Annotated in this window: 24 protein-coding genes; 9 read left to right on the forward strand and 15 right to left on the reverse strand. The window is 59.1% G+C overall.

Going from position 1 to position 25,554, the window contains the following annotated elements:
• Positions 1-64 precede the first annotated feature (64 nt).
• The 3 genes from LF252_RS11015 to LF252_RS11025 all read right to left on the reverse strand — a co-directional run bounded on the left by LF252_RS11015 (position 65) and on the right by LF252_RS11025 (position 1,536).
• The gene (locus LF252_RS11015) at positions 65-445 is read right to left on the reverse strand and encodes a hypothetical protein (RefSeq protein WP_226269634.1); all 381 of its coding nucleotides are present in this window, start codon (positions 443-445) and stop codon (positions 65-67) included.
• Between the two features lie 103 nt (positions 446-548).
• A complete protein-coding gene (locus tag LF252_RS11020; protein WP_226269635.1) occupies positions 549-1,004 on the reverse strand; it encodes a hypothetical protein in 456 nt (151 codons plus the stop codon).
• A gap of 40 nt (positions 1,005-1,044) precedes the next feature.
• The gene (locus tag LF252_RS11025) at positions 1,045-1,536 is read right to left on the reverse strand and encodes a nuclear transport factor 2 family protein (RefSeq protein WP_226269636.1); all 492 of its coding nucleotides are present in this window, start codon (positions 1,534-1,536) and stop codon (positions 1,045-1,047) included.
• A gap of 618 nt (positions 1,537-2,154) precedes the next feature.
• Here LF252_RS11025 and LF252_RS11030 point away from each other — a divergent pair.
• Entirely contained in the window at positions 2,155-2,739 is a 585-nt protein-coding gene (locus tag LF252_RS11030) for a hypothetical protein (RefSeq protein WP_226269637.1), read from the forward strand.
• A gap of 146 nt (positions 2,740-2,885) precedes the next feature.
• On the opposite strand, the gene LF252_RS11035 is transcribed toward LF252_RS11030, so the two are convergent.
• On the reverse strand, positions 2,886-3,833 hold the full coding sequence (locus LF252_RS11035; RefSeq protein ID WP_226269638.1) for a hypothetical protein: 948 nt from the start codon (positions 3,831-3,833) through the stop codon (positions 2,886-2,888).
• A gap of 247 nt (positions 3,834-4,080) precedes the next feature.
• Between LF252_RS11035 and LF252_RS11040 the strand changes: the two genes are divergently transcribed.
• On the forward strand, positions 4,081-7,512 hold the full coding sequence (locus tag LF252_RS11040; RefSeq protein WP_226269639.1) for an SbcC/MukB-like Walker B domain-containing protein: 3,432 nt from the start codon (positions 4,081-4,083) through the stop codon (positions 7,510-7,512).
• A 103-nt stretch (positions 7,513-7,615) separates the two neighbouring features.
• Here LF252_RS11040 and LF252_RS11045 read toward each other — a convergent pair whose 3' ends face one another.
• Positions 7,616-8,692, reverse strand: a complete 1,077-nt coding sequence (locus LF252_RS11045) for a DUF6687 family protein (protein ID WP_226269640.1) — start codon at positions 8,690-8,692, stop codon at positions 7,616-7,618.
• A gap of 47 nt (positions 8,693-8,739) precedes the next feature.
• A complete protein-coding gene (locus LF252_RS11050; RefSeq protein WP_226269641.1) occupies positions 8,740-8,979 on the reverse strand; it encodes an HNH endonuclease in 240 nt (79 codons plus the stop codon).
• A gap of 218 nt (positions 8,980-9,197) precedes the next feature.
• Between LF252_RS11050 and LF252_RS11055 the strand changes: the two genes are divergently transcribed.
• The 5 genes from LF252_RS11055 (at position 9,198) to LF252_RS11075 (ending at position 14,056) form a co-directional block, all read left to right on the forward strand.
• On the forward strand, positions 9,198-9,716 hold the full coding sequence (locus LF252_RS11055; protein ID WP_226269642.1) for a hypothetical protein: 519 nt from the start codon (positions 9,198-9,200) through the stop codon (positions 9,714-9,716).
• Between the two features lie 162 nt (positions 9,717-9,878).
• A complete protein-coding gene (gene trxA / locus LF252_RS11060) occupies positions 9,879-10,187 on the forward strand; it encodes a thioredoxin (protein WP_226269643.1) in 309 nt (102 codons plus the stop codon).
• Between the two features lie 153 nt (positions 10,188-10,340).
• A complete protein-coding gene (locus tag LF252_RS11065; RefSeq protein ID WP_226269644.1) occupies positions 10,341-12,641 on the forward strand; it encodes a TonB-dependent receptor in 2,301 nt (766 codons plus the stop codon).
• A gap of 9 nt (positions 12,642-12,650) precedes the next feature.
• Positions 12,651-13,532 carry a DUF4249 domain-containing protein gene (locus LF252_RS11070; RefSeq protein WP_226269645.1) on the forward strand — a complete coding sequence of 294 codons (882 nt, stop codon included), beginning with the start codon at positions 12,651-12,653 and terminating at the stop codon, positions 13,530-13,532.
• A gap of 71 nt (positions 13,533-13,603) precedes the next feature.
• Entirely contained in the window at positions 13,604-14,056 is a 453-nt protein-coding gene (locus LF252_RS11075; protein WP_226269646.1) for a hypothetical protein, read from the forward strand.
• 86 nt (positions 14,057-14,142) lie between these two features.
• On the opposite strand, the gene LF252_RS11080 is transcribed toward LF252_RS11075, so the two are convergent.
• The 3 genes from LF252_RS11080 to LF252_RS11090 all read right to left on the reverse strand — a co-directional run bounded on the left by LF252_RS11080 (position 14,143) and on the right by LF252_RS11090 (position 18,393).
• Positions 14,143-14,961: a purine-nucleoside phosphorylase gene (locus LF252_RS11080; RefSeq protein ID WP_226269647.1), complete on the reverse strand. Its 819-nt coding sequence runs from the start codon at positions 14,959-14,961 to the stop codon at positions 14,143-14,145.
• A 118-nt stretch (positions 14,962-15,079) separates the two neighbouring features.
• Positions 15,080-16,840 carry a signal peptide peptidase SppA gene (gene sppA, locus LF252_RS11085; RefSeq protein WP_226269648.1) on the reverse strand — a complete coding sequence of 587 codons (1,761 nt, stop codon included), beginning with the start codon at positions 16,838-16,840 and terminating at the stop codon, positions 15,080-15,082.
• A 305-nt stretch (positions 16,841-17,145) separates the two neighbouring features.
• On the reverse strand, positions 17,146-18,393 hold the full coding sequence (locus LF252_RS11090) for a replication-associated recombination protein A (RefSeq protein WP_226269696.1): 1,248 nt from the start codon (positions 18,391-18,393) through the stop codon (positions 17,146-17,148).
• A gap of 242 nt (positions 18,394-18,635) precedes the next feature.
• Here LF252_RS11090 and LF252_RS11095 point away from each other — a divergent pair, with 242 nt between their 5' ends.
• Complete coding sequence (locus LF252_RS11095; protein WP_226269649.1) at positions 18,636-19,565, forward strand: DMT family transporter; 930 nt, start codon at positions 18,636-18,638, stop codon at positions 19,563-19,565.
• A gap of 131 nt (positions 19,566-19,696) precedes the next feature.
• Positions 19,697-20,776 carry a DNA polymerase IV gene (gene dinB, locus LF252_RS11100; protein WP_226269650.1) on the forward strand — a complete coding sequence of 360 codons (1,080 nt, stop codon included), beginning with the start codon at positions 19,697-19,699 and terminating at the stop codon, positions 20,774-20,776.
• A 67-nt stretch (positions 20,777-20,843) separates the two neighbouring features.
• Here the strand turns inward: dinB and LF252_RS11105 are convergent, their stop codons facing one another.
• The 6 genes from LF252_RS11105 to LF252_RS11130 all read right to left on the reverse strand — a co-directional run bounded on the left by LF252_RS11105 (position 20,844) and on the right by LF252_RS11130 (position 25,413).
• Entirely contained in the window at positions 20,844-21,164 is a 321-nt protein-coding gene (locus LF252_RS11105) for a hypothetical protein (protein ID WP_226269651.1), read from the reverse strand.
• A gap of 151 nt (positions 21,165-21,315) precedes the next feature.
• Entirely contained in the window at positions 21,316-22,260 is a 945-nt protein-coding gene (locus tag LF252_RS11110) for an N-acetylornithine carbamoyltransferase (RefSeq protein WP_226269652.1), read from the reverse strand.
• Positions 22,261-22,358: 98 nt separating this feature from the next.
• On the reverse strand, positions 22,359-23,201 hold the full coding sequence (locus LF252_RS11115; RefSeq protein WP_226269653.1) for a hypothetical protein: 843 nt from the start codon (positions 23,199-23,201) through the stop codon (positions 22,359-22,361).
• A 185-nt stretch (positions 23,202-23,386) separates the two neighbouring features.
• The gene (locus tag LF252_RS11120; RefSeq protein WP_226269654.1) at positions 23,387-24,523 is read right to left on the reverse strand and encodes a CaiB/BaiF CoA transferase family protein; all 1,137 of its coding nucleotides are present in this window, start codon (positions 24,521-24,523) and stop codon (positions 23,387-23,389) included.
• Between the two features lie 30 nt (positions 24,524-24,553).
• A complete protein-coding gene (locus LF252_RS11125) occupies positions 24,554-25,240 on the reverse strand; it encodes an ATP-binding cassette domain-containing protein (protein ID WP_226269655.1) in 687 nt (228 codons plus the stop codon).
• Entirely contained in the window at positions 25,237-25,413 is a 177-nt protein-coding gene (locus tag LF252_RS11130; RefSeq protein WP_226269656.1) for a hypothetical protein, read from the reverse strand. Before LF252_RS11130 ends, LF252_RS11125 begins: the two co-directional genes overlap by 4 nt.
• Positions 25,414-25,554 lie beyond the last annotated feature (141 nt).

Below are 25,554 nucleotides of genomic sequence, written 5' to 3' on the forward strand. Positions count from 1 at the left end.
CAGCTTCAGGAGGTGGCGTTGAAGCTGGTAAGGTAGGAAACAGAAATAAGCCGCTGATAAAATGCTACTCAATCACTTTGAAAGGTGGATGCCCCATTTCCTGATACAGCAACTCCCGAAACTTTCGGAAACGCATACTGACCAGCAGTTCAATTATCCCATCCTCCCGCAATCTTACGTGTATCCATAGCGGAAACCGGTCATTTGCCCCGGTAAATAATTCTATTACCTCATCACTACTAAATATTCGATTTTCGAAATCCTTATTTCGAAAAACCGTCAAGCGCATTAAATCATCAAATGAATTGCAGTGCTTACCTGGCTCTTGCTCAGGTTTTACAATAAATTTAACTCGCTCATAAGATATTTGAGCGTCAGCTATACGCTCTACTACTTTCCGGAGATTATTCGCAAACTCCTTCTGGTGAACAGTATATTTTGACATACGTGTTACACTCATTGCTTACAAGCAACGCTCTTTACCGACGCTGCCTTGAAAGAATGAAGGCATGGGCTTTATACAGAAGCAACCTAGCAGAAGCCCAAATCTACACTTCAAAATATGGCTCGTAAATCTTCGCCGTTTTGGAGCTGAAACAGCTAGGCAACAGACCTGATTGAAACTTGAACTGACCAATCATAATGCTGTCGATGCTATGAATAAAAGACAGTATTGTTCTTTGGCCTTTATACTCAGCATGGATTACGCTAGTAAAAATCATTTCAATAAGCTCTTCAAAACGACCTGCATTTTCTTTAATCATATCATAGCTCACATCTGGCATCTCCCGCGTTTTATCAATCCAGAAGGTAGCACCGCTGGAAGTAAGTTCAAAGCTTACTTCTACTCTATTTGGTTTTGGCACAGAGTAAACCCGCATAAAGTAGGATGATACTGATTGGTTATCAACAACAAATTCCGTATTTCCTATAAGTGGTGCTTGACCAATTTTATCAAATGCTTTATTAAATACAGCCGTAATTTCTTCTAACCGAGTGTCCATAAAAGAGGATTTGTCAGACAGTTTAAGATATTCTACTACTTCAATGCCCATAACTCACCACCCGCGTCACCTGCCACCGCCCGTCGCGTAGGCGCCACACCATCATGTTCTTAAAGGTGCCGCAGTCGTCGCGGCCGTTTTCTACGTGGCAGAAGCGGTGCTGGTAGGTTTCAACGGCCCCGTAGTCGCTGATGGGGTACACCTCCAGGGTGCCGGGCACGAGTTGGCGGTTGAGGCCGGTGGTTTTGTTCTGGTCGAATAAGCGCTGGAAGCCCTGCATGGTTTGCTGGAAGTTGGCCAGGCCGCCTTTGTCGTGGTAGAACTCCAGGTCTTCGGCGAAGAACGTTTGCAGCTTGGCTACATCGTGCTGGTTGAAGGCCACGAACATCAGGCTGTCCTGCCGGGCAATGGTGCGGTACAGCTCCGGCGACGCGGGCGGCTGGGCCGTACTGGCAACGGTTATGGCGGGGCGCACCGGCGCGCAAGCTTCGGTGAGCAGTAGGAGCAGCGCGGCCAGCGGCAGGAGTTTCATTAGTTTTAAAAGGTGGCGTTGAAGTTGGTAGGGTTTGGCTTCATCTCATTGTACATATTATTATCTGATTCTGACATATTTTCTCCTATCCAACATACAGCCACTATTAACTGGTCGTACAGGTCTGACTGAGTTTTTACTAATCCGCCACACCGTCAAACTCATATCGGGATAAACAGGACGCAAACGACTAGTATCGATCAAACTATTCTGGAACTCTTTGTTATTAACCAGGTACAACTTATTCCCTTCTATTCGCCACCGACCTACAATTTCGACCTGACAACCACTTACTCCGGCCGAATAGATAAAGACGCCTTCTGATTTAAGAGTAATTCTCGAATGTTTCTCAAATCTATTCCCAACAGAGTAATACGTTCCTACAAGTCTTCGATCAGCTTGAGGTATGGACGCTAACACGTGAAGGACTAATAGGGCGTGTGTCATACTTACATATCAGGATGTGTAGGTGTAGGTGTAGGCTTGGAATCTGTCGTAGCAGACAAGGCGGAGAAAAACAAAGCTAATTAGTGCTCATGTGCAAGCTAACCTAATTGATAGAAGCCCGTCTGTGGCAGTAGCACGTATACGAGAGGGCCCCACCAACCAGCACCGCACATGAAAAAGCTGTTTGCCTCTCTTACTGCGCTGCTCACCGGCTGTATCACCTGCCAACCGGTGGCCCTGCTGCCCGAGGAACGCGCCTGGCTGGGTTCCTACACCGAGGGCCAGCAGATTACCTTCCGCAGCAACCGGGGCCACACCAATACGGCCACGGTCCTGAAGCCCCAGGAGTGGCACACCAACACCGATTGTAACTGGATGGAATCGGGCCGCTACCAGCCTATTTTCTCTCAGATTGTGCTGCGGCCCAGCACCGTGTACAATGAGAAAAACCGGGAATTTGCGGTGAATCTGCGCAAAAACACTCCCGACCGTCCGGCCGATCTGGAGTTCAGCGTGGCCGGCCTGGAATGCCGGACTGCTTCTAAGGAGGGCCAGGTTACGTCCAAGCTACAGCAACAGGCTTGTACCCTCAGCACCACCGGCAAAACCTACCCGGCCGCCTACGTTTTCCGCCAGGGCCAGAATGCCACCATCTACGGCGGCGGGCAGTTACAGGCATTTTTTTGGGACAAGCAGGACGGACTGATTCGCTACGAGCTAACCGACGGGGAAGTATTTGAACTGGTGAGCCGGTAGCTGGTGTGGCAGCCCCTTACAGTAGATACCGGTGAGCAGACAAGAGTAGTACGGCCGCGGCGGCCGTTTTTTCCGGCAACGGTATGCGCGGCGCTAGCTTAGAAAAGTTACCCCGAGCAACCTATCTGCAAAGGGACTGAAGCTGCTTACTTTTTCTTACGCTTAAACGTCCGCGCAATGGCTTTAAAGCTGGCCAGACGGGTATCAAACTGGGTTTCCGTTATGCCTACTACCGCGTAGTATTTGTTGGTCGAGCCATCAAACAGCGTGAGTTGATACATCAGCTCCGGCACCTGTTTGTCGTTTTGCCCATCGGCTACTATTTCGTATCCGCTCAGGCCGTCAATGGTGACGGGCGAGATGGTCCGGACCCGGTTGTGCTTGCCCTCGGGCAACTGCTGCAAATGCTGGATGCTAAAGGCCTGTTGCTCGCTTGGGCCCACCTCAACAGGGTTCAGAGAACCCGCTACGATTATCACGGCTTTATCGGGGCCCTTAGGGGTCGGCTGCCCATCGGTGGTATAGAGCAGGCTACCTGCCAGGTTTTTGGCAAACCGCAGCCCGGTGCCGGCCACGTCTACTTCAAACTCCGCCGCCGGTGTATTGTCAGACAGGCGCGGGTTGTAGTGGGCCGTTAGCAGGGCCCGCCGGATGCTGGCTTCCACCGTTTTGCCGCCATCGGGGTAGGTACCCACCACCAGTACGGTATGGGTGGCATCCCCGAACAGGAGCATCTGCTTACGATACGCCAGCCCGTTGGCTGACTGGGTAACGTGCAGGATAGTAGCCGGCGCGCCGTTGAGAGTTACCGGTTCCGTGCGCAACAGCTTCATACCCCGAGTGGCCAGCGCGGCCGGCGTCATGGCCGCCTTCATTTGCTTTATGGGCCCTGGTATATCGGATATCATAATGGAGGCGGCGGCATCGGGCTGTTCAAAGCCGCTGAAGCTGCTGGCCGCCGTGAAACCGGCGGGCGGAATCAGGCTGATTTTGGTACCGGACACTACTACGTGTTCCGGGGTTTGTGCCGAAGCAGCTACGGATACCAGTAATAGGATTAGAAACAGAAGTTTCGCGCGTACATACAGGGGCATACAGCGAGGAGATTCGCAAAAGACCTTTTGCTGGAATTGAGTTTGTAACAGAGATACTACCAGGAGCCGGCGAGCCAGCTTCCATAGGGCGCACAAAGAACGGGAACTTCCTCCTACCCTTGCTACCAAACTGGGCGGCTATTTCCACGCAAATGAGCCGGGGCGTGGTTATCTTTGTAGATACCGCCGCGCCGGTTTTTGAAGTTGGGGCGGGTTGTTGTTTCCGCTTTGGTGCCCTGGTTTCCGCATGAAAATTCTTCGCGTCCGTTTTTTTAACCTCAATTCCCTGCGCGGGGAGCATGCCGTTGATTTCAGCCAGACTCCCCTCTCCGATGCCGGCCTGTTTGCCATAACCGGCCCCACCGGCGCAGGCAAAACCACCATTCTGGATGCCATTACCCTGGCCCTCTACGGGCAGGTGCCCCGGCACGAGAGCAGCGGCCCCGAGCACGTGATGAGTCACGGCACCGGGGAGAGTTGGGCTGAGGTGGAGTTTGAGGTGAATGGGCAGCAGTACCGCAGCAAGTGGGGCCAGTACCGGGCCCGCAAACAGCCCGGCGGCAAGCTCCAGGACCCTAAAATGGAGCTGAGCGAGCGGAAAACGGCCGAGGACGGCACCGAAACCTGGCCGTTTCTGGAAACCTACAAATCGAAAGTACCGCCGCGCATTGCCGAGCTGAGCGGCCTGGAATACAAGCAATTCCTGCGCAGCGTGCTGCTGGCCCAGGGCGACTTCACCCGGTTTCTGAAAGCCCCGGCCGGGGAACGGGCTCAGCTGCTGGAAAAGATTACCGATACCCGCAAGTACTCCGATATTTCCCGGGCCGCGTTTGAGCGGGCCAAGCAGGAAAACCTGCTGGTGGAGCAGCTTCGCCAGGGCCTGGAGGGCGTCACGTTATTGTCGCCGGAGGAAGTAGCACACTTGCAAACCGAGCTGCAGAACCTCAACGCTCAACTCGCCAAAGCTACTGCCACGCAGGAACAATGGCGCGAGGCCCGGCAGTGGCACCTGCGCCTGCAGGAGCTGCGCGAGAAGCTGCGCACCACTCAGCAGCGGCAGCAGGAACTCACTGCCCAGGCCGAAACCCTGGCCCCCCTGCGCCAGCGGCTGGCCCTGCACCAGCAGGCTGCGCCCTTCGCCACCGACCATGCCCTGCTGCTCCAGACAGAGCGGCAGTTGAGTACGCTGCAGCAGGAAACGGCTACGCTTCAAAGCCAGCTGCCCCAACTGCAACAGGCTACTGCCGCCGCCGAAACGGCCAGCACGGCCGCCACGCAGGCGCACGAGCAGGCTGCGGCCACCCTGCGCATCCAGGAGCCCCGCCTCCGGGAAGCCGAACTGCTGGACCACCAACTCCGGGAAAAGCAGCAGCAGCTGGAGCAGGGTAAACAGGAATACCAGGAGCAAAATCAGCTCTGGAAGCAGCAAAACCAGGAAGCCACCACCGCCGACCAGCAAAGCAAGCTGCAGCGCCAGCAGGCCCGGGAGCTGCGCGAGTGGCTGCTGCCGCGCACGGTGCTCAGTACCGTGGCGGAAGCCCTGCCGCCCCTGAGCGGCTACCTCCAGGACTGGCAGTACAACCGGACGGAGCTAACCGAGTTGAGCCGCAACCTGCAGATGCGCCAGCAGCAGCTGGCCGCGGCCACCGCTACCGAGCAGGCTAGCTCCGAGCTACTGCGCACGGCCCAAACCCAGCTGGCTACTGCCACCGAGCAGCAAACCACCGCCTCCGCTACCCGCCTCGACTGGCGCCACCAGCTCAGCCACCACGTAGCCCGCCTGCACCGCGAGGAAACAACCCTGGAAACCAGCCTGCAGGACTTGCGCCGCCTCATGCACGCCCACCAGCTGATTCTGACCCACGAAGAAGCCCGCCAGCAGCTGCAGGCCGGGGAGCCGTGCCCGTTGTGCGGGGCCCTGGAGCACCCCTATGCCGCGGGCGTGCTGGGGGTGAGCGAGGACTCGGTGCAGCGCGACCGGGAGCGGGAACAGGCGCTAACCCAGCAGATAGTAACGCTGAAAGGCCGCATCAACCGGCTGGTGAGCATCAGCGGGTTGCTGGAAACTGATACGCTGCCCGCTGCGCCGGAAAGCACCGTGCTGCGCTGGCTCTCGGAGGAAGAGGAAACCACGGTGCCCGCCATTGTGCGCGGGTTGGTGCAGGAGCTGCGCACCCTGGAGCAGCAGCAGCAGGAAGCGCGCCTGGCCCAAACCAAAGCCGAGGCCGACCAGCACAACGCCCGCCAACAGCAACAGCAGCTCCAAACGGAACTGCAGCAGCTTACCCTCCGCCTGCAGGATGCCCAGGAGCAGGCTCCCAAAATTAAGGAAATCATCAGCAGCCTGCTCAAAACCTTCGGGCTGGAATTTTCGGGTGAGAACGGGCCGGAACTGGTGCGCCGCCTGGAGCAGGCCAGCGCTACCTACCGCCAGAAGCTGCAGGAAGCTGAAAAGCTGGAACGGGAACTGGAGCTAACCCAGGAGCGCGCCAACGCTGCTCAGCAACGCCGCCAGGAACTGCAGCAGTGGCTGGACAAGCGCAAAGCCGAGTTGCAGGCCAGTCACGCCGAATTGCAGCAGCTGCAACAGCGCCGCCAGGAGTTGCTCCCCGATGCCGATGTGGCCCAAGCCCGGCAGCAGCTGGAAACCGCCCTGCTCCACGCCGACCAGCACCGCCAGCGCCTCGACCAGCAGCTACAACAGCACCGCACTGCCTTATCCGTAGCGGCGGATAAGCTTCAGCAGCGCGAGCAGGCCGTAAGCCAGCAGCAACGGGAGCTGCAGGAGCGCCGTGCAGCCCTCGTTCAGGCTCTCACTGCCGCCGGCCTCAGCTCTGACCCGGCTACTCTGCCGGCACTACTGTTGCCCCACGCCGAGGCTACCACCGTGCAAGCCGAATTACAGCGCTACGAGCAGGCTGTGCACGCCGCCAGTCAAACCGCTGAGGAAACCACGCAGCAGCTAACCACTGAGGAGAACCGCCGCCTCACCACCGAGCCCTTGGAAGCAGTAAGTCACTATCTGGCAGCCGCTGGCGAGCAGTTGGCCGGCCTGCACCAGCAGGTTGGGCAGCGACAGGAGCGCCTGAATGCCCACCAGGCCGGCCAGCAGCGCCACGCCGCTCTGGCCGCTCAACTGGAAAAACAGCAACAGGAAGCCCGCCGCTGGCGGCAGCTGGCCGAAGTCATCGGCTCGGCCGATGGCAAGAAGTTCAGCGAGTTTGCCCAGGGCCTCACCCTGGCCCGGTTGGTAGACCTAGCCAACCGCCACCTGCACCGCTTCACCGACCGATACCGCATCCTGCGCAACACGGAGCAACACCTCGACTTATTGATTCAGGACGAGTACCAGGCCGGGGCCGTGCGCACCATGAATTCGTTGTCGGGTGGGGAGAGTTTTCTGGTGAGCTTGGCCTTGGCCCTGGGCCTCTCAGAGCTGGCCGGCCGCCGCACCCAGATTGACACGCTGTTTATCGACGAAGGCTTCGGCACCCTCGACCCCGACACCCTGGACGTGGCTCTCTCGGCCCTGGAGCTGCTGCAGGGCACCGGCAAAACCATCGGCATTATCTCCCACGTCGAGGGCCTGAAAGAGCGTATCAGCACGCAAATCAGCGTAAAAAAAGGCGCCGGAGGCATCAGCTCTTTGCAGGTGCTAGGATTTGGGCAGGAGGTGTAAACGCTGCTCCTACATTGTCATTTCGAGCAAAGCGAGGAATCTGGGTTTTGTTCTTAAACCAACCCGGATTCCTCGCTTTGCTCGAAATGGCAGTTCAAGTGGTTCAACGTACTTCCGCCTGGCCCGCCTCCCGGATTTCGGTCCAGGTCCAGTAGCGTTTTGGCTCAATGCCTGCGTAGCCTGCCCGAAAAAACGCTACTACTTCCTGTTCCAGCTGCTCCGCTGTGATGGAGGAAGTATAGATGGGTCGCTGGTCGGGGTCGGCGTAGCGCTGCACTTTGGTGAGGCTTTTACCACCCAGCCGCAGCAGCGGCCCGGTATCGGTAATGCCGTCGAAGGTCCAGCGGCGCGGGGTAGTTTCCAGTTGATTCAGGCGGGCCGTGAGGGCATCCAGGGGCAGGCGGGGCAGTGTGGGGCGGCTTTCCAAATCAACCCAGGTGGTGTACTTGTACTCGAACTCGTAGCGCTGCCCATCATACAGGCTCAGCACCATATCCGTACCCGCAGTAGCCCCAAACAGGGCATAATACGGCAGCGGCTCCGGCGTGCGGACCACCGTCAACCCAGTTTCTGGGTAACGCCGCAATGTGGTGGCCGGGCTCTGCATACTTGCTACACCTTGTAGTACCCGGGTGTACTCCGGCTCCCAGGCCGCGCGGCCAACTTCTGGATTTTCCAGTACCTCCGCGAACCGGGGCAGAAACCAGGCGAACTTCTCGGCCGAGGCTTCATCCTCGCGCCGACGCCGGGCCGGGGCCCCAAAGGGTTCATAAAAGCGCGCCTTTTCCTCGGCATTCAGCCAGCAAACCAGCTGCAGGGCGTGGTTGGCTAAGGGGTCCTGCCAGTTGATTTCCCGAAAGTCGCCGAGCGTGGTTACTAACCGTAGTAGGTGCTCGTGGCGCAGGGCTAGCTCCGGATGCAGCAATGCCCATACGCCCACAAACCCATCAATATCAAAGTGGTTGGCCGTTACGGCTCCGGCTTCCAGCCCCGGTGTGGCAGGCTGGTGCAAAGCCCGTAGTACCGAGCCGGCACTGGTATCATCCCGCAACAGCTCGGGGGTGGCGGCCCCGCGCCAATGGGCCAGCGTGAGCACCGCTCCCAGACCGGTACTATCTACTACAATGGTAGGCTGCTGCCGCAGTTGCCGGAAGGGCACGAAATACTTAGGTGAAAACATGCGAAATACGCTCGGTGGGCCGAGCAAAGGTACACGCCTCAGCCGGCCTAGCGCCGGGCCCTGCGGTTGCTGATTCGCTCCACCCGGCTGCGCCGCACCCAGTACAGGTATTTCTGTAATTCTTCGGCTGCCCGCAGGCGCTCTACCGTGTTATAGCGCTGGGCCAGCATCTTATTATCCAGTAGCAGATGCACGGTGCTATGGCAGGGCTGGCATAGCTCCACGGTGGGGCCATAGCGGCCGCCCTCTTCCCGCGGCACCAAATGGTGCCGAGAAGTTTGCTGCACTTCCCGCTCACACAAGCCGCACCGGGGGCCGCCGCATCCGGCGTAGTTAGTGGGGGGCCGAGTCCTCTTTTTTTGCGCATACGCCAAGCTGCTTTATACGACGTATTGAACCTGAGCGGTTTGACCACGGCCGGAAAAATTTCTCGAAACAATAACAAAATCTTATTGTGGTTGTCGGATATCATTTATATTTGATTGCGCCTCAGCTGTATGCTCCCGTGAAGTTTGTGCTTGTAGGGGTTGCAGCAGTTCTTGCGCGACGCTGTTTTGCTTTTTCACACTCTTATTGTTTTTCTATGCGCGTTTCTACTCCAACACTCTCTGTTCGCCGTCTGCTGCAAACCGCTGGCCTACTGCTGGCCCTGGTAGTGTTTGCGCCCAAGCAGGCCAAGGCCCAAACCTGGATGGTTTCGACGGAGGCCTATGTAAAAATTGGGGTGATGGATAAATTCGGCCAGCTGGGCGGATACACTGCCAAATTTATTGTGGTCAACCAAGACAATGGGAAAGAATACACCCTGGTGAAGCAAGTGCCCAAGGGCCAGAATGGCGTAGATGTCGTATTTCCATCAGAAGCAACTGAGGCGGATTATTTCAAGACGGACCGCGGCGAAGCCGGCAAATCGACCCCCGGCCGCTACACCTGGGAATGCCAGGTAGGTGGAAAAAGAGTAGTTGGCGGGCGCTTCGGCTTTTCTGAAGTCGCAAATGATGTTACCTTGGTGGGCAAGAAATAGCCTCCCCCTTTTCACCCACACTCACCCACAACCCGAAAGCCCAGTGTTGCAGCACTGGGCTTTTTTGTGTTGTGGGTCCAGCCGGCCCCGTACCAATTCCGGCAGCACAGCCGTATAGAGCCTGCTGGCCGGCACACAGCCGACGAGTATTTTTTGCCTGTTATGCCTAAAAAGTCGTTTTCTGAGCTGATTAATAGCCCCGGTATGCCCGTGTTGGTTGATTTTTACGCCGACTGGTGCGGCCCTTGCAAAACCATGGCCCCCATTCTAGAGCAGGTAGCCAGTCAGCACCAAGGCAAGCTCAAAGTCATCAAGATTGACGTGGACCGCAACCAGGCAGCGGCCCAGCAATTCCGGGTGCAAAGCATTCCCACCCTGATTTTATTTCACAAAGGCCAGCCAGTATGGCGGCAGGCAGGCGTGGTGCCGGCGGCCCAGATCAGCCAGGTAGTGCAGGGTGTGCTGCAGTAGGCCCAGCTATTTCACCAACGATGCAGCATGCAACTTTCCGGCTGATGGTGAGTTGTTCAGCCATTTACACCGCCCGTCCGTATTTTTGGGCTCACGGCTAGAGAGGCTTGCATGAGGTTTTGGTTTATACTTACCGTTTTGTGGGTGGCTGGCATGGTCTGCCCAAATCTGAGCTGGGCTCAGGCCCAATATACTCTTAGCGGCACAGTACGGGCCAGCAACACCGCCGAGGTGCTGCCGGGAGCTACCGTGGCGGTACCGGCCCTTGCCCTGGGCGCTACCGCCGACGAGCAGGGCGCATACTCGCTGCGCCTGCCGGAGGGCCGTCATCAAGTGGTCGTATCCTTTATTGGGTATAACACCCAAACCTTTACCATCAACCTCACCCGCAACCAACGCCAATCGTTTCAGTTGAGCGGCGGCGGCAACCAACTGGGCGAGGTAGTAGTGGAAGGTAACGGCTCTTTGGAGCAGAAGCTGCAAACCACCCAGATGAGCGTGGACCGCCTCACGGTCAAGGAAGCCAAACTGCTGCCGGCTCTGTTTGGGGAGGTGGATATTCTGAAAACGCTGCAGTTGAAGCCGGGGGTGCAGAACGGTGGCGAAGGCACCTCGGGCCTGTTTGTGCGCGGGGGCTCGGCCGACCAGAACCTGGTGCTGGTAGACGATGCGCTGGTGTACAACCCCAGCCACTTATTTGGGCTGTTTTCTGTGTTCAACCCCGATGCTGTGCAGTCGGTGGATTTGTACAAGGGTGGATTTCCGGCCCAGTACGGGGGGCGCTTGTCGTCGGTGGTGGATGTGAAGATGCGGCCCGGCAACTCGGAGAAGCTGGGCGTGAGCGGGGGCATTGGGCTGATTTCATCCCGCCTCACGGTGGAAGGCCCCATCAAAAAGGGTAAAGGTGCGTTTCTGGTTTCGGGGCGGCGTACGTATTTCGATGTGTTTACCCGCCAGATCAACAAGCTCAACGAAGATCAGGACGATTACAACCCCATCCCTGACTACTACTTCTACGACTTCAACGCCAAGGCGAATTACAAGCTGGGCAGTAAGGACGAGCTGTTTCTATCAGGGTATCTGGGCAACGACAAGTTCGGGTTCAATTCCCAGAACGGCTTTGATTTCAGCTTTAACTGGGGCAATACCGTGGGGGCCATGCGCTGGAACCACGTATTCAACCCGCGCCTATTTTTGAATACCACGGCCTCCGTAACGCGCTACAAATATCAGATCAGCAACCAGCTGGACCAGTTCGCCTTCAACCTGTCATCGAACATCCGGGACCTGACGCTGCGCTCCGACCTGGATTATTTGCCCAACAATAAACACGCGCTGAAATTCGGCCTGACCGCCACCCATCACCGCTTTGGCACGGGCAGCCTGCAAGCGGGTTCCGCCGACGGCCGCTTGGCCCTAGGCTCCAATATTACCTACCCTGGTGCCGAAGTGGCCCTCTACGCCTCTGATACCTACAAGCCAACTGAGAAATGGCAGCTGGAATATGGCCTGCGGCTGTCGGGCTTCCAGTCAGGCTCCGACCAGTACGGCGGCCTGGAACCCCGGGCAGCGGTGCGCTACTCGCTCACGCCTACCGTGTCGCTCAAGAGCAGCTACGCCCTCATGTACCAATACGTGCACTTGGTTACCAACTCCGGGGCTTCGCTGCCTACGGATATTTGGTACCCCTCGCGTAAATCGGTGCGGCCCCAGCGGAGCCAGCAGGTAGCCGCCGGTATCAGTTGGCTGCTGGGCGACGGGCGCTACCTCATCACCAACGAGGTGTACTACAAGTGGGCTCAGCGGCAGATTGACTTCAAGGATGGCGCCCAGCTGTTCGTGAACCCCGACCTGGACTCGGAATTCCTGTTTGGCAAGGGCTGGGCCTACGGCAACGAGGTGTATCTGGAGAAAAAGCAGGGCCGTACCACCGGCTGGATCGGCTACACCCTGGCCTGGACGAAGCGGCGCTTCCCACCCCAGCGCGGCACCACCGGCATCAATAACGGTAACACCTTCTACCCCACTTACGACCGGCGCCACAACCTGACGGCCGTGGTTATCTATAACCTCTCGGACCGGGTGCAGCTTACCGGCTCGTTTGTGTTTAGCTCGGGGCAGGCCACTACCCTGCCGCTGGGCCGCTTTGTGTTTCAGGATTTGTACGGCGAAAAAGCCTCGGCCGTACCCATCTACCCCCAGCGCAACACCTACCGACTGGCCCCCTACAACCGCCTGGACCTGGGTGTGGTCTGGAAAATGCGCCCCACCCGCTGGATTCCGGAGGCCGACTTAACGTTCAGCATCTACAACGCCTACAACCGGCGCAACCCCTACTTCGTGTATTTCGACCAGGTGAAGGACGAGCAGACCAAGGAGGTGGTGAATTTCCGGGCCCGGCAGGTGTCGTTGTTCCCGGTCATTCCATCGGTGACGTATAACTTCAAATTCTGAGTGCGGAGTATGCATATTTCTCGGATTACGCGGATGTGGGTTACTGCTGCCGGGCGCAGCGGACAACCGGGTGGCCGGTGGGCGCTGAGGCTGCTGGCGGGCGGGCTGGCTCTGCTGAGCAGTTGCGGCCTGCAGAAGGATATTGACGTGGAGCTGCCAGCCTATCCCCCGCAGCTAGTGGTGGAAGGCTACCTCGAAAACGGCCAGATTCCGCGCATTGCTGTTACCGAATCGGGGCCGTATCTCTCGGCTCCCACCCCGCAGGTGCCCACCGATGTAAAGGCGTTTGTGACGCTGCCCAATGGCCAACGGCAGGAGCTGTTGTTTGCCCCCGGCAGCGACCGGCGCACGGGCAAGCTCTACACCCATTCCGGTACGCGCCGCCTCACCATTCAGCCCGGCCAGACGTTCGGGCTGGAGCTGACCGATTCCCAAGGCCGCCGCGTAACGGGCTCGGCCACCATGCCCGCGCTGGTACCCATTGATACGGTAGAGTGGAAATTCAACGATAAGCAGGGCGAGTTCCGCAAGGCCTACGTGCTTACTCGCTTCCGGGACCCCGCCGCTACCATAGACTTCTACCGCCTTCAGATTCACAAGAGTCGGCTGGCCACCTCACCTACGGTTGACTACACGCCGGAGGACCGACTCAACAACGGCCAGGAATTCACGCTGGGCACCAGCTACGAGTTTGCGGCCGACGATACGCTGTTTGTTACGCTCTACCACCTGGATCAGCCGTATTACCGGTTTCTGCAGTCGGTGCAGGATGCGCGCAATGCCAACGGCAACCCCTTTGGGCAGCCCGCGGCTATTAAAAGCACCGTGGAAGGCGGTATTGGGGTGTTTACGGTGCTCAGCTACCAGCGCCGCCGCATCATCGTGAAATAAGTGTGCGGCAGATGCAACGCCTGAGCAGCGGATGGTATCTTCGGAGCATTCACCTATCTCAACTTATTCTGATGCGTAATCTTTTTACCCGAAATGCACTCTTTGCGCTGCTTTTGGCCGGGCCCGCTACCCTTACCAGCTGCGAGAAAGAACCCTATTGCGGCTGTACTCCGCCTCCGGTTGAGCCAGTTACCTCTGCTTCCCTTACCCGCGTAAATACGTGGTGGCTGAACGAGCTCAGCAGCGGCAGCCAAATCAGCCGCTCTACCGACATCAAGGACCGGTTTTCCCTGCAGTTTCAGCCCGACGGCAGCTACACCCAAACCCTGCTGGCCGATGGCACCACCTTCAACGGCACGTGGATGTTGATGGGCGCTAACAACCGCACCCTGCACTTCACCGACCATAAAGGCGACGCGCAGGAATACACCATAGAAGGCGCGGGCACGGAAACTATGGTATACTCCCGCAAGGGCAAGGATGGCCAGACAATTGTGTACGCCTTCGGTGCTACCCGCAAGTAAGCAATTGGTACGCCCATAGCTACCTAAAAAAGAAGGGCCACCCCGCACGGGGTGGCCCTTCCTGGTAAGTTCACGGGTAAGCAGAACTACAGCTTCTCCAGAACCCGCCGGAATAAAGCCGTGAGGCGGGGTTCGGCCACGGCGGCGGTGCGCAGAATATCGGCTAGCGACACCTTTTTGAGCTTGCCGGGGGCGCAGAGGTCGGTTATAACCGACACGGCCAGCACCGGCAGGTTCATGTGTACAGCGGCAATAACCTCGGGCACGGTACTCATGCCCACCGCATCAGCCCCGATAGTGCGCAGGTAGCGGTACTCGGCGGGGGTTTCCAGCATGGGGCCGGGCAGGCTGGCGTACACGCCCCGGCGCAGGTACTGTGTCAGGTTCAGTTCCCGGGCCGCTTCTTCGGCCAGTCGCAGCAGGGCGGGGCTGTAGGGCTCCAGCATATCGGGGAAGCGGGGGCCCAGCTCATCGAGGTTTTTGCCGATGAGTGGGTTGGTCGGCTGCAGGTTGATGTGGTCTTCCAGCAGCATGAGGTCGGAGTAGGCGTAGTCAGGGTTGAGGCCGCCGCTGGCGTTGCTGACGAGCAGGTGCTCAATGCCCAGCAATTTCATCACCCGCACCGGAAACACCACCTGCTCCATGGTGTAGCCCTCGTAAAAGTGGAAGCGGCCGCGCATCACCAGCACCCGTTTGCCGGCCAGGGTGCCAGCCAGCAGCTCGCCGGCGTGGCTTTCTACCGTGGATATCGGGAAGTGCGGAATATCGGCGTAGCTGAAGCGGTGCTGTACCTCCAGCTCTTGGGCCAGGGCGCCCAGGCCCGTGCCCAGAATAATACCGGCCTGAGGTTTGAACTCCCGCAACGCATGGCGGAGGTAGGTAGCGGCTTCGTTCAGTTCTTTCATTGTTGATTTTTGGTGCAAGGTACAGGCAGCGCTACCCGGAAACCAGTTCTCAGGTGGCCACGCCCAAAACAAAAAAGCCACCGACTTGCGCCGGTGGCTTTTTACCTACGTGTCCGCGCTACTGCACGTTCACTTCAAAAGGCATCCGCATTTGGGCACCTTTCATTTCGGAGAGCTTCTTGTACTGCTGGTACATGGGGTACATCGGGCCCATTTCCTCCTTCACCATGCGCAGCTTGGCTTCCTCGGAGAACGAGCTCAGCAGGTTTTCAGCAAACGACTTTTGGCGGGGCAGCTTCTGAATGCGGTAGTCGCCTTCCTTCAGCTTAGCGCGGCGGGCAGCAATGCGCAGGGCATCATCCATAGAGCCCAGCACGTCCACGAGGCCGCGGGCTTTGGCTTCCGTGCCCGACCATACCCGGCCTGAGGCAAAGCGGCGCAGACGCTCCACCGGCATGTTGCGGCCAGCGGCGGCTTTGGTGGTGAAGTCGGCGTAGATGCGGTTGATTTCGGATTGGAATTGCTGCTGTTCAAACGGCGTGAGGGCCCGCGTTACGGTGGGGAAGTCGGAGAACTTGCCGGTAGTTACCCGGTCGGTGGTGATGCCGATTTTGTCGCGCAGGAAGGGCTCCACGTTGGGCAGCACCCCGAATACGCCGATGCTGCCGGTAATGGTGGTAGGATGCGCCACAATAGTGTCGCAGCCCATGGCAATGAAGTACCCGCCCGAGGCCGCCACATCGGACATGGAGCAGATGATGGGCTTCACTTTCTTCGTCAGCATCACCTCGCGGTAGATGATATCAGAAGCTAGCGACGAACCACCGGGCGAGTTCACGCGCAGTACTACAGCCTTCACACCTTTGTCGAGGCGGGCTTTGCGGATAGCCTCGGCAAAGCGGGTGCTGCCGATGCTTTCGTTGCCGCCTTTGCCCGTTACAATGTCGCCCTCGGCGTACACCACGGCAATGCGGTTGCCGCTGGTGCTGCCCTCGTCGTCCTTCGCCGACTTCTTGTAATCCGACAAATCAATCAGGCTCAGCTTGTCGTCCTTTTCCACGCCCAGCTTGCCTTTGATGTAGTCAGTGGCTTGGTCGTAGTAGCCCAGGTCGGTAACCAGCCCGAGGCGCTTGGCGTCATCGGCGTTGTGCACCAGCATGGAGTCACTGATAACCTTGAGGCGGGCCGGGGCAATTTTGCGGGCCGCAGCCACCTCCGCCAGCATCGAGCCGTTCAGGGAGTTCAGGAACGAAGCCGTTTGCAGGCGGGCCGAGTCCGACATATTGGTGCGGAAGAACGGCTCCACGGCGCTCTTAAACGAGCCCACGCGGAAAATTTGCGCCTGCACGCCCAGCTTGTCGAACAGGTTTTTGTAGTACATCGTCTCCGACGACAGGCCATTGAACTCCAGCGTGCCCTGGGGGTTTAGGTACAGCTTATCGGCCACCGAAGCCAGGTAGTAGCTTTTCTCCGACTGCGCATCGGTGTAGCTCACCACGAACTTGCCGGCCTTCTTAAAGTCGAGCAGATCCTGGCGCACTTCCTCCAAAGAGGCCATGCCGCCCTGCACCAGTTCCAGGTTCAGGAAAATGCCTTTGATGTCGTCGTCATTTTTGGCGCGGCGGATGGCGTTTTTCAACTCATCCAGGCCAATGGTGCTGCTCTGCCCACCCGTGAAGCCCGAGAAGGGGTTAGTGAATTCCCGCTCCCCAATGGGTTTGTCGAGGGTGAGCTCCAGCACCGAGTTGCGGGCCACGGTTACTTCCTTATCGGAGGAAGCGGCGGCCACAATGAAGCCCACCAGCAACACCACGCCCAGCAAGGAAAATAGCACGAGGCCGGTGAAGGTGGCCAGCACGTACTTAAAAAATTGTCTCATGGAAGTAGCAGATTAAGTATCGGAAGCAAAAGTAGCCGCTTTCCGCCCCCACCGCCGGGTATTCAACCAACGGCCCGGTTTGGAGCCGGAACGGACGTTGGTAGGTGGTCAGGTGGTTGGGGCAGTTTGACAAAAACCGTCATTGCGAGGCGGAGCCGAAGCAATCTTTCCTTTTCAGCGCACCCAGCTTCGAGCTATTACCAAACCCTTGACAGCGAAATATAGTATCGGGGGCTTGCTGCTAGTCAAAGTGGAGGGCTGTGGAAAGGAAGGATTGCTTCAGTTCCGCCTCGCAATGGCTACTATCAATACCCGTACTTCTCGCCCCAGAGCTGGCGCAGGCGTTCCTGGGCTTTGGCCTCGGATGGGTTGTGGCCGGGGCGGTAGAACACGGTGCCGCTGAGGGCGTCGGGCAGGAACTCCTGGTAGGCGAAGTTGCCTTCGTAGTCGTGGGAGTAGAGGTACTGGTTGCCGTAGCCCAGCTCAGCCATGAGCTTAGTGGGCGCGTTGCGCAGCGGAATGGGCACCGGCTGCACGCCCTGCTGGCGCACCAACGCCCGTGCTTCCCGTATGGCTTTGTAGCTGGCATTGCTCTTGGGCGAAGTGGCCAGGTACACCACCGTCTGCCCCAGAATAATATCCGACTCGGGCATGCCGATAACCGTCACGGCCTGAAAGCAGCTTTGGGCCAGCATGAGGGCGTTGGGGTTGGCCAAGCCCACATCCTCGGAAGCCAGAATGAGTAGGCGGCGGGCAATAAACTTCACGTCTTCGCCACCTTCCAGCATCACAGCCAGGTAGTACAGGGCCGCGTTAGGGTCGGAGCCGCGGATGCTCTTGATGAAGGCCGAAATGACGTCGTAGTGCATTTCGCCGCCTTTGTCGTAGCGGGCCAGGTGTTGCTGGGCCAGTTGCTGCACGGCCTCATCGGTAATGACGATTTCGCCGGTTTTGGCGTGGGGGCGGCTGGCTTCCACCACAATTTCCAGCAGGTTCAGCAGCTTGCGCGCGTCGCCGCCCGAAATGGTAAGCAGGGCCCCGTACTCCTGCACCCGCACTTTTTTCTGCTTCAGCACCCCGTCTTCGGCCAGGGCTTTATCCACGAGGCCGGTGAGCACGTCTTTGCCCAATGGCTCCAGCACGTACACCTGCGCCCGGCTCAGCACGGCCGGAATCACCTCAAACGAGGGATTTTCGGTGGTGGCCCCGATGAGCGTAACCACGCCTTGCTCCACGGCCCCCAGCAGGGCATCCTGCTGGCTTTTGCTGAAGCGGTGAATTTCATCAATGAATAGCACCGTGCCGCGCTGCTTTTTGGCCCGCTCAATCACGTCGCGCACGTCCTTCACCCCGGCGTTAATGGCCGACAGCGCCGCAAACGGCCGGCCTAGCTCCTGGGCCAACAGGTTGGCCAGGGTGGTTTTGCCCACGCCGGGCGGCCCCCACAGGATAATACTGGGCAGGCGGCCGGCATCGAGGTAGCGGCGCAGCACGCCCTCGGGCCCGATGAGGTGCTGCTGCCCGGCGTACTCGCCCAGGGTGCGGGGCCGCATCCGCTCGGCCAGCGGGGCCCCGGGCCGGGGCGTGTGCCCGGCCGGCGAAGGAGCGTCGGCGGCGGAGTCGGTATCGAACAGGGAGCCAGTGGCCATAGCGTAAACGGAAGCAGGTGGAAAGGCCGAGCCGGTGGCCCTGCGGTGCAGGGGCGGTTTCCGGCGGGCAGAAACTACAAAGATACCTACGGCATTTTGCGGCGCGGCGCTGCCTGGCGGCTATTCAGCCGTACCTTCGTGGTAGCATGAAAAACTCCGTGAAGGTGCACAGCGCCTTGTTTGTGGTGGCCCTGATTTACGCCGCCAACTACAGCATTTCCAAGGATGTGATGCCGCGCTACATGGGCCCGTTTGGGCTAGTGCTGCTGCGCATTGTGGGGGCGGCCGTGTGCTTCGGCATCCTCAGCCGCCTGGTGGCCCCGCAGGACCGCATCACCGGCCGCGCCGACCAGCTGCGGGCCATTGCCTGCGGTATTCTGGGCATCGGGCTGAACCAGCTGCTGTTCTTCTCGGGCCTCAACCTCACCTCTCCCATCAACGCCTCACTTATCCAGACCATTGCGCCGGTGGTTACGGTGCTGGCCTCGGTGGTGCTGCTGGGCGAGCGGCTCACGCTGCCGCGGCTGCTGGGGATTGGGCTGGCGGGCGTGGGGGCGGCCAGTATTATCCTGAGCCGGGGCCCAGTAGCGGCCGGGGGCCAGGATGGGCTGCTGGGCAACGTATTTATTCTGCTCAACGCCACGGCGTTCGGGGTGTACCTGGTGCTAGTGATGCCACTGATGCGCAAGTACCACCCGTTTACGGTACTTGCCCGCATCTTTCTGGTGGGGGCGTTTCTGGCGGTGCCGGCCGGCTGGCAGCAAGTGCAGCAGCCCGATTACGCCAGCTTCCCGGCCAGCATCTGGGCGGCCATTGCCTATATGGTCATCTGCCTCACTATTCTGGCCTACCTGCTCAACAACTGGGCTCTGAAATATGCCTCGCCGGCCCTGTTGGGCGCCTATATCTACTTGCAGCCAGCCCTGGCGGTGCTCATTGCCGTGGCCACGGGCAAGGATACCCTTACGCTCACCAAAGCCCTACAGGCCCTGCTGATTTTCGGGGGGGTATTCCTGGTGAGCCAGAAACCCAAAACCACGCCAGAACCGGTGCCGCTGGAACCCGTGCAGGATTAAGCTGGCCAGAGCCGAAGCCCTGGGCTACGCAGAGCGCCAGGAATGCTACATGGCCCAGGGCTTTAGCCCTGGGGCAACCGTACGGTTTTACGGGCAGGCCTGCCGAACTTTGGGGCCGAACTTTTCCCGCCGTGGACCCCGCCGAAACCCGCAAAATCATTCACCTCGACATGGATGCGTTTTACGCCTCCGTGGAGCAACGCGACAACCCCGTGCTGCGCGGCAAGCCCGTGGCCGTGGGCGGGGCCCGGCAGCGGGGCGTGGTGGCGGCGGCCTCCTACGAGGCCCGGCAGTTTGGGGTGCGCTCGGCCATGTCATCGGCGGTGGCGGCGCGCAAGTGCCCGGAGCTGGTGTTTGTGAAGCCCCGCTTTGAGGTGTACAAGGAAGTGTCGCGACAGATTCGGGGAATCTTTGCCGAGTACACCCCGCTTATTGAGCCGTTGTCCTTAGATGAGGCTTACCTCGACGTAACCGAGAACCTGAAGGGCATAGCCTCGGCCACGCGCATTGCTGAGCAAATCCGGGCCGAAATCCTGCAGAAAACCCAGCTTACGGCCTCGGCGGGCATCAGCTACAACAAGTTTCTGGCTAAGCTGGCCTCCGATTACCGCAAGCCCAACGGGCAGTTCGTTATCAAACCCAGCCAGGGCTTGGCGTTTGTGGCGGAGCTGGCGGTGGGGCAATTTCACGGCATCGGGCCAGCCACGGCGGCGCGGCTCAACCAGTTGGGCATCTTCACGGGCCTCGATTTGCGGCAGCAGACGGAGGCCTTTCTGCGCCAGCATTTCGGCAAGGCCGGCACGCACTATTACCACATTGCCCGCGCCCAGGACCACCGCCCCGTGGTACCCGACCGCCTACGCAAATCCATCGGCTCCGAAACCACCTTTGAGCAGGACTTACTCACGCGCGAAGAGCTACTGGCGGGCCTGGCCCCCTGCCTGAACTCGGTATGGAACCACTGCCAGCGCACCGGCCTGCGGGGCCGCACCGTTACGCTCAAAGTCAAGTACGCCGACTTTCAGCAGATTACCCGCAGCCGCTCTTTATTTGGTATGCTCCCCACATTAACTGCCTTCGAGCAGGTGGCCCACGAGCTACTCGCGGTACTGCTGCCACTGCCCAAAGGGGTGCGGCTGCTTGGTGTATCCCTGTCTAATTTGGAATCACCCGAGGATACGGTGGGCAAACAGCTGGCCTTCTTGCTATAAGAGACAAAAAAGGCTCCCAGCAGTATTTGCCGGGAGCCTTTTTCACTCTAGAAGAATCGAATTAAGACTAGTTATCAGCCTTCATTTTCGATTTTCTTTTTTTGTCTTTCGCTTTCACGTCGGCGCCTGTAGTAGTGGGGCTGTAAGTGCCGTTAGTGGTCGAGCGGGTTTCTACCGTGGTGGTCGAAGCGGGCATCGGCGTAGTTACGGGCGTCGTGGTGGTTGTAGTCTGGTTAATAGTGCCTTGACTCTGCATTGGCTGACCTTGCATCGGTACCGTAGTAGCCGGCTGCGTGGTCGTGGTAGTCGTGTTTGTGGTGCTGGTTTGGGCATTAGCAGCCGAAACACCCGTTACGAGTAAGGCGGCAATGGCAAGAAACTTTTTCATAGCAGGTCAAATGAGTAAGGTGAAACATCGGACGGCTCCGCTCAACGGCGAGCCTGTCGACTAAGCCTTTAACGTCAGTGCCCGAGCTTCAGACGAAAATGCCCATATTTTGTAACCCGTTCATTGCCAGTTTCTCACCAGCTTAACCAGCTTATTTCAGCAGTTCGTGCAGTACGGTTTGCATGGAGAACACCCGGTTGCCAGCCTCCTGAATCACCAGAGAATTAGGCGAATCCAGCACCGCATCCGATACTTCCACGTTGCGGCGCACGGGCAGGCAGTGCAGGAATTTGGCGTCGTTGGTGAGGGCCATGTGCTCAGGGGTGAGCATCCAGGCGGGGTCGTTCTGCAGCACCTGCCCGTACTGCTGGTAGCTGCTCCAGTTTTTGGCCTGCACAAAATCCGCGCCTTCCAGGGCCTTTTTCTGGTCGTACTCAATACGGGCACCTTTGGTAAATTTAGGGTCCAGCTCGTAGCCCTCGGGGTGGGTAATTACAAAGTCCACCCAGTCAATTTCCGAAAACCAATCGGCAAACGAGTTGGGTACGCACTGGGGCAGGGCACGCACGTGCGGGGCCCAGGTGAGCACCACTTTCACCCGCTCCTTCTTTTTGGTTTCGGCCACCGTAATCAGGTCGGCAAAGCTTTGCAGCGGGTGCAGCGTGGCGCTTTCCAGGCTGATAACCGGCACCGTGGCGTATTGCAGAATTTTGTTGAAGACTTCCTCGCTGTAATCGGCTTCCCGGTTTGTGAGCGTGGGGAAGGTGCGCACACCCAGCACGTCGCAGTACTGGCTCATCACGGCAATGGCTTCCTTGATGTGCTCCTGCGTGCCACCATTCATCACTGCGCCATCGGCCATTTCCAAAGTCCACGAGTCGGCACCGGCGTTGAGCACCCAGGCCTGCGCGCCCAGGTTGTAGGCCGCTTTTACCGAACTAAGCCGGGTGCGCAGGCTGGGGTTGAAGAAAATCAGCCCCACGGTTTTGTTGCGCCCCACGTGCTGGTAGCCAAAGGGATTGGCTTTAATTTCCAGCGCCTGTTGCAGCAGGGCCTTATAGTCGCCCGCATCGGCGAAGGAAGTGAAGTTTTTCATGGCAAATACAAAAACGAAGGCGCAAAGAACGGCAAACCCGGCGGATTGCGCTGCAACTCGCCGGGTTTGTCAACTGCTGCTTTCCGCCTACAACGGCGCTAGTACGGCAGCCCGTCGATGCTGGGATGGCGCTGCTCGTGGTAGAAGCTGAAGCCTACTTTGCTGCCCCGGCTCACCTGCTGGTTTTCCAGCTTCTGCTTCACCGAAATCTTCTGAATGTCGCTCAGGGGCGGGGCAATCAGGTCGTTGTTCACGGCGGCAATCATGGCGCTTTCCACGAACAGCTTGAGGCTGTCCTCCGTCACGGGGTTGTCCGACATATCGTTGTCGGGCAGTTCCAGCTGCTGCACCCCTTCCAGAAAGTAGTGGTTATCGATGTTGATGAGCAGGCGCCCTACTAAGTAGCCAGGGTCGTTCATGCGCTGGTATTTGATACTGTCGGCCATAAAGTTATAGGCCATGATGTGGCCGAAAAACCGCCGCCGGAAATCATTCTCCACGTAGCGCGTGGCCATGGGGCCGTAGTCGTCAGGGAAGGTAACAATGTTGGAGTGCAGCACGAATACCAGCAGGTCGCCGCTGAAGCGGATGTGAAATTCCATGTCGTTCACCGGCCGGTACTCAATAATTACCGTGGAATCGACGGGCGTGATGCGGCGGCTCAGCTCCACTACCAGCTCCTGCGACACTTTCCGCAGCAAGTCAAAGGTGGCCAGCGTGTTGCGATAAATTGCCTGTTTAGCCGAAGACTTCTGTTTCAGGCCGTCAAAAATCAGGTCCAGGCGGTCCTCGGGTGAGGGCTCGGGCTCTCCGGGCGCATTGGGGGCCTGGTTATCGGTGTTGGGCGTGCTAGCGGTGGCAGCAGGGCCGGTAGCGGGCAGCGGGGCACCGGGCGTACCGTCGTCGGTTTGGGGTAGAGTAGCGGGCGAGGTGTGCGGCATTACTATTCGAGTAAGTGAGCCAGGTCTGAAACACAGAAACAAGCCCAGATTCAACAACCAACTGCGCCGGGGCACAGTCTCGGAATCTGGTACCTACGCAAACTAACCGGCTCTGAGTTTCGATTTTACCGCTTTCGACCAACCAGCTTTCCAGCCAGATTACCGCCGACTGCTGCCCGGTCAACCTACTTTTCGGCCTGGCCGGGCAGCGGCGGCGGGGCCGGAAGCTGCCCGGCAACCGGCCAGGTGTTACTGCGAAACGCCACCGTACGCAGCCCCTGATACGAGACACCAGGCGCAACGGGCAGCAGCATCGGCTGGGCCAACGGGTGTGCCAGGGCCTCGCCTACGGTACGTACCGCGCCAGCCGGCACGGCCAAGCCTTCCAGAGCTGCCAGCAGCTCCGAGCCGTTTACCTCGGCAATACGTCCGGCCAGCAATGCCTCCAGTTCCTGTCGGTGCGCTACCCGGCTGGGGTTCCGGTGAAAACGCTCATCCGCCGCCCACGCCGGCCGTTGCAGTACGGTGCACAGCTGCTGAAACTGCTTATCTGAGCCCACGGCCAGCAGCAGGCGCGTGCCATCCTGGCCAGTGTACACGGTACCGTATGGCACGATGCTGGGGTGGCCGGAGCCCATTGGCTTGGGGTCGTGGCCGGTTACCAGCCAAGTAGCGGCCTGGTTGGCCAAAGAGGCCAGCGCGCTATCCAGCAAACTCACCTGCACCAATGCTCCCTTTCCAGTTCGCTCACGCTGGTACAGGGCCGTGAGCAGACCTTCCTTAAGCTGATGGGCCGTGAGCAGGTCGATGAGGGCCACGGGCATTTTTTGGGGCTCATGGCCGGGGCCGGTGGCGTTCAGGTGCATAAAGCCGGTTTCGGCCTGCAACACGGCGTCGTAGCCGGCGCGGATTTCGTGGGGGCCGTAGCCGGTGATGTGGCCGTAAATCAAGCGTGGGTTGTGCACTGAGAGCGTGACGTAGTCGGCCCCGAGCTTTTCCGCGTCGCCGGGCTTGTAGGAAGTCAGCACGATGTCGGCGTGGGCAGCTAGCTGCTGCAATGTGGCGCGGCCGGCTTCGGTAGTCAGGTCGAGGATCTGGCTGCGCTTGCCCCAGTTGGCGCTGCTGAAGTAGGCCGTTACGGTAGTGGCGGGGTCTTCGGCGGCGGTGCGCCAGGTGCGGGTTACGTCGCCGGCCGGGGCTTCCAGCTTAAGCACGTCGGCTCCTAGCTCGGCTAAAAACTGGCCTACCTGCGGCCCGGCCAGCACCGACGCCAGTTCCAGCACCCGCAGTCCGGCCAGGGGTAGTTCAGAGGCAGTATTCATGGGGCCGAAGGTAGGAGCCTGGGCGCACACTCAGGATGCCAGGTAGCCCCGGTCGCGCAATTCGGTCCAGGGGTCCTGCAGCTTCTCCAGGCGGCCACCGTGCAGCAGGTACACCACATCAGCTAAAGCCAGCACTTCGGCGTAGCGGTGGTCGGTAATGAGCAGGCCGGTACGCTGCTTGGCCGTTTGCATCAGGTGGCCCAGTTGCTCCACGTGTACCGGCATAATTCCCGAAAAGGGCTCATCCAGGAGTAAAAACCGATGGTTGCGCGCCAGCAACAGCAGTACCTGCAATAGCCGCGCCCCGCCCCCGGATAGCTCCTGCAACCGGCAGCCAGCCCGCACCTGCTCTTGAAACTCCGGAAAACCAGCCAGGGCAGCCACCGCATCAACGCCCAGCAGGCGCGCGGCCTGCTGAATGGTAAGGCTACCGGGCAGCAGGGACGCTTGCGGCAGGTAGCTCAGCAGGCCGGCTTGCTGATACGCAGGCACCACCCGCTGTCCATTTACCCGCACGGAAGCATCGGGCACGGAGCGGGAGCCGAAAACGGTTTGGAGCAAGGTAGATTTCCCGCTGCCGTTGCGCCCCAACAGCGCCACAAGTTGCCCGGTTTGCACCCGCAGATACACGTCCGACAAAATCGTCCGCTGCCCAAAGGATAGCTGAATACCATCGGCCTCCAATACCCATGGGCTTGGTTCTGTAGAAGGCATCATGGAATCAGCAACCGGGCGGCCTCTACGAGAAGAACAAACACTACTCCGTCGAGCACCAAAGCACCACCCCACAGCTGCCGGGGCGAAAGGTGGAGGTTGCTGTAAAACCAATATTGGTGAGGCCGGAATTGGCTCAGCAGGTAGATAACGAGCGGAAAAGTGACTAGCTTCATCAGCAATAAGGGCCCCAGCCGGGGCGGCCAATTACCAAACATTGGGAGTAAAGATGAGCCGATAATCAGCCCGGATACGGCCAGCGTGTACCCCAAAACGGAGCGGTAAAATAAGGCTAGCGCCTTCAACTGATTGAGCAT

Origin of the sequence: Hymenobacter pini, from assembly GCF_020421205.1 — a bacterium.
GTDB lineage: Bacteria > Bacteroidota > Bacteroidia > Cytophagales > Hymenobacteraceae > Hymenobacter > Hymenobacter pini.

Coding starts and splice junctions, on each gene's coding strand:
- LF252_RS11070 (WP_226269645.1), top strand. CDS start 12,651: ATGCATATTTCTCGGATTACGCGGATGTGGGTTACTGCTGCCGGGCGC.
- LF252_RS11030 (WP_226269637.1), top strand. CDS start 2,155: ATGAAAAAGCTGTTTGCCTCTCTTACTGCGCTGCTCACCGGCTGTATC.
- LF252_RS11075 (WP_226269646.1), top strand. CDS start 13,604: ATGCGTAATCTTTTTACCCGAAATGCACTCTTTGCGCTGCTTTTGGCC.
- sppA (WP_226269648.1), bottom strand. CDS start 16,840: ATGAGACAATTTTTTAAGTACGTGCTGGCCACCTTCACCGGCCTCGTG.
- LF252_RS11020 (WP_226269635.1), bottom strand. CDS start 1,004: ATGGACACTCGGTTAGAAGAAATTACGGCTGTATTTAATAAAGCATTT.
- trxA (WP_226269643.1), top strand. CDS start 9,879: ATGCCTAAAAAGTCGTTTTCTGAGCTGATTAATAGCCCCGGTATGCCC.
- LF252_RS11105 (WP_226269651.1), bottom strand. CDS start 21,164: ATGAAAAAGTTTCTTGCCATTGCCGCCTTACTCGTAACGGGTGTTTCG.
- LF252_RS11130 (WP_226269656.1), bottom strand. CDS start 25,413: ATGAAGCTAGTCACTTTTCCGCTCGTTATCTACCTGCTGAGCCAATTC.
- LF252_RS11115 (WP_226269653.1), bottom strand. CDS start 23,201: ATGCCGCACACCTCGCCCGCTACTCTACCCCAAACCGACGACGGTACG.
- LF252_RS11095 (WP_226269649.1), top strand. CDS start 18,636: ATGAAAAACTCCGTGAAGGTGCACAGCGCCTTGTTTGTGGTGGCCCTG.
- LF252_RS11110 (WP_226269652.1), bottom strand. CDS start 22,260: ATGAAAAACTTCACTTCCTTCGCCGATGCGGGCGACTATAAGGCCCTG.
- LF252_RS11025 (WP_226269636.1), bottom strand. CDS start 1,536: ATGAAACTCCTGCCGCTGGCCGCGCTGCTCCTACTGCTCACCGAAGCT.
- LF252_RS11120 (WP_226269654.1), bottom strand. CDS start 24,523: ATGAATACTGCCTCTGAACTACCCCTGGCCGGACTGCGGGTGCTGGAA.
- LF252_RS11080 (WP_226269647.1), bottom strand. CDS start 14,961: ATGAAAGAACTGAACGAAGCCGCTACCTACCTCCGCCATGCGTTGCGG.
- LF252_RS11125 (WP_226269655.1), bottom strand. CDS start 25,240: ATGATGCCTTCTACAGAACCAAGCCCATGGGTATTGGAGGCCGATGGT.
- LF252_RS11065 (WP_226269644.1), top strand. CDS start 10,341: ATGGTCTGCCCAAATCTGAGCTGGGCTCAGGCCCAATATACTCTTAGC.
- LF252_RS11045 (WP_226269640.1), bottom strand. CDS start 8,692: ATGTTTTCACCTAAGTATTTCGTGCCCTTCCGGCAACTGCGGCAGCAG.
- LF252_RS11015 (WP_226269634.1), bottom strand. CDS start 445: ATGTCAAAATATACTGTTCACCAGAAGGAGTTTGCGAATAATCTCCGG.
- LF252_RS11035 (WP_226269638.1), bottom strand. CDS start 3,833: ATGCCCCTGTATGTACGCGCGAAACTTCTGTTTCTAATCCTATTACTG.
- LF252_RS11040 (WP_226269639.1), top strand. CDS start 4,081: ATGAAAATTCTTCGCGTCCGTTTTTTTAACCTCAATTCCCTGCGCGGG.
- LF252_RS11090 (WP_226269696.1), bottom strand. CDS start 18,393: ATGCGGCCCCGCACCCTGGGCGAGTACGCCGGGCAGCAGCACCTCATC.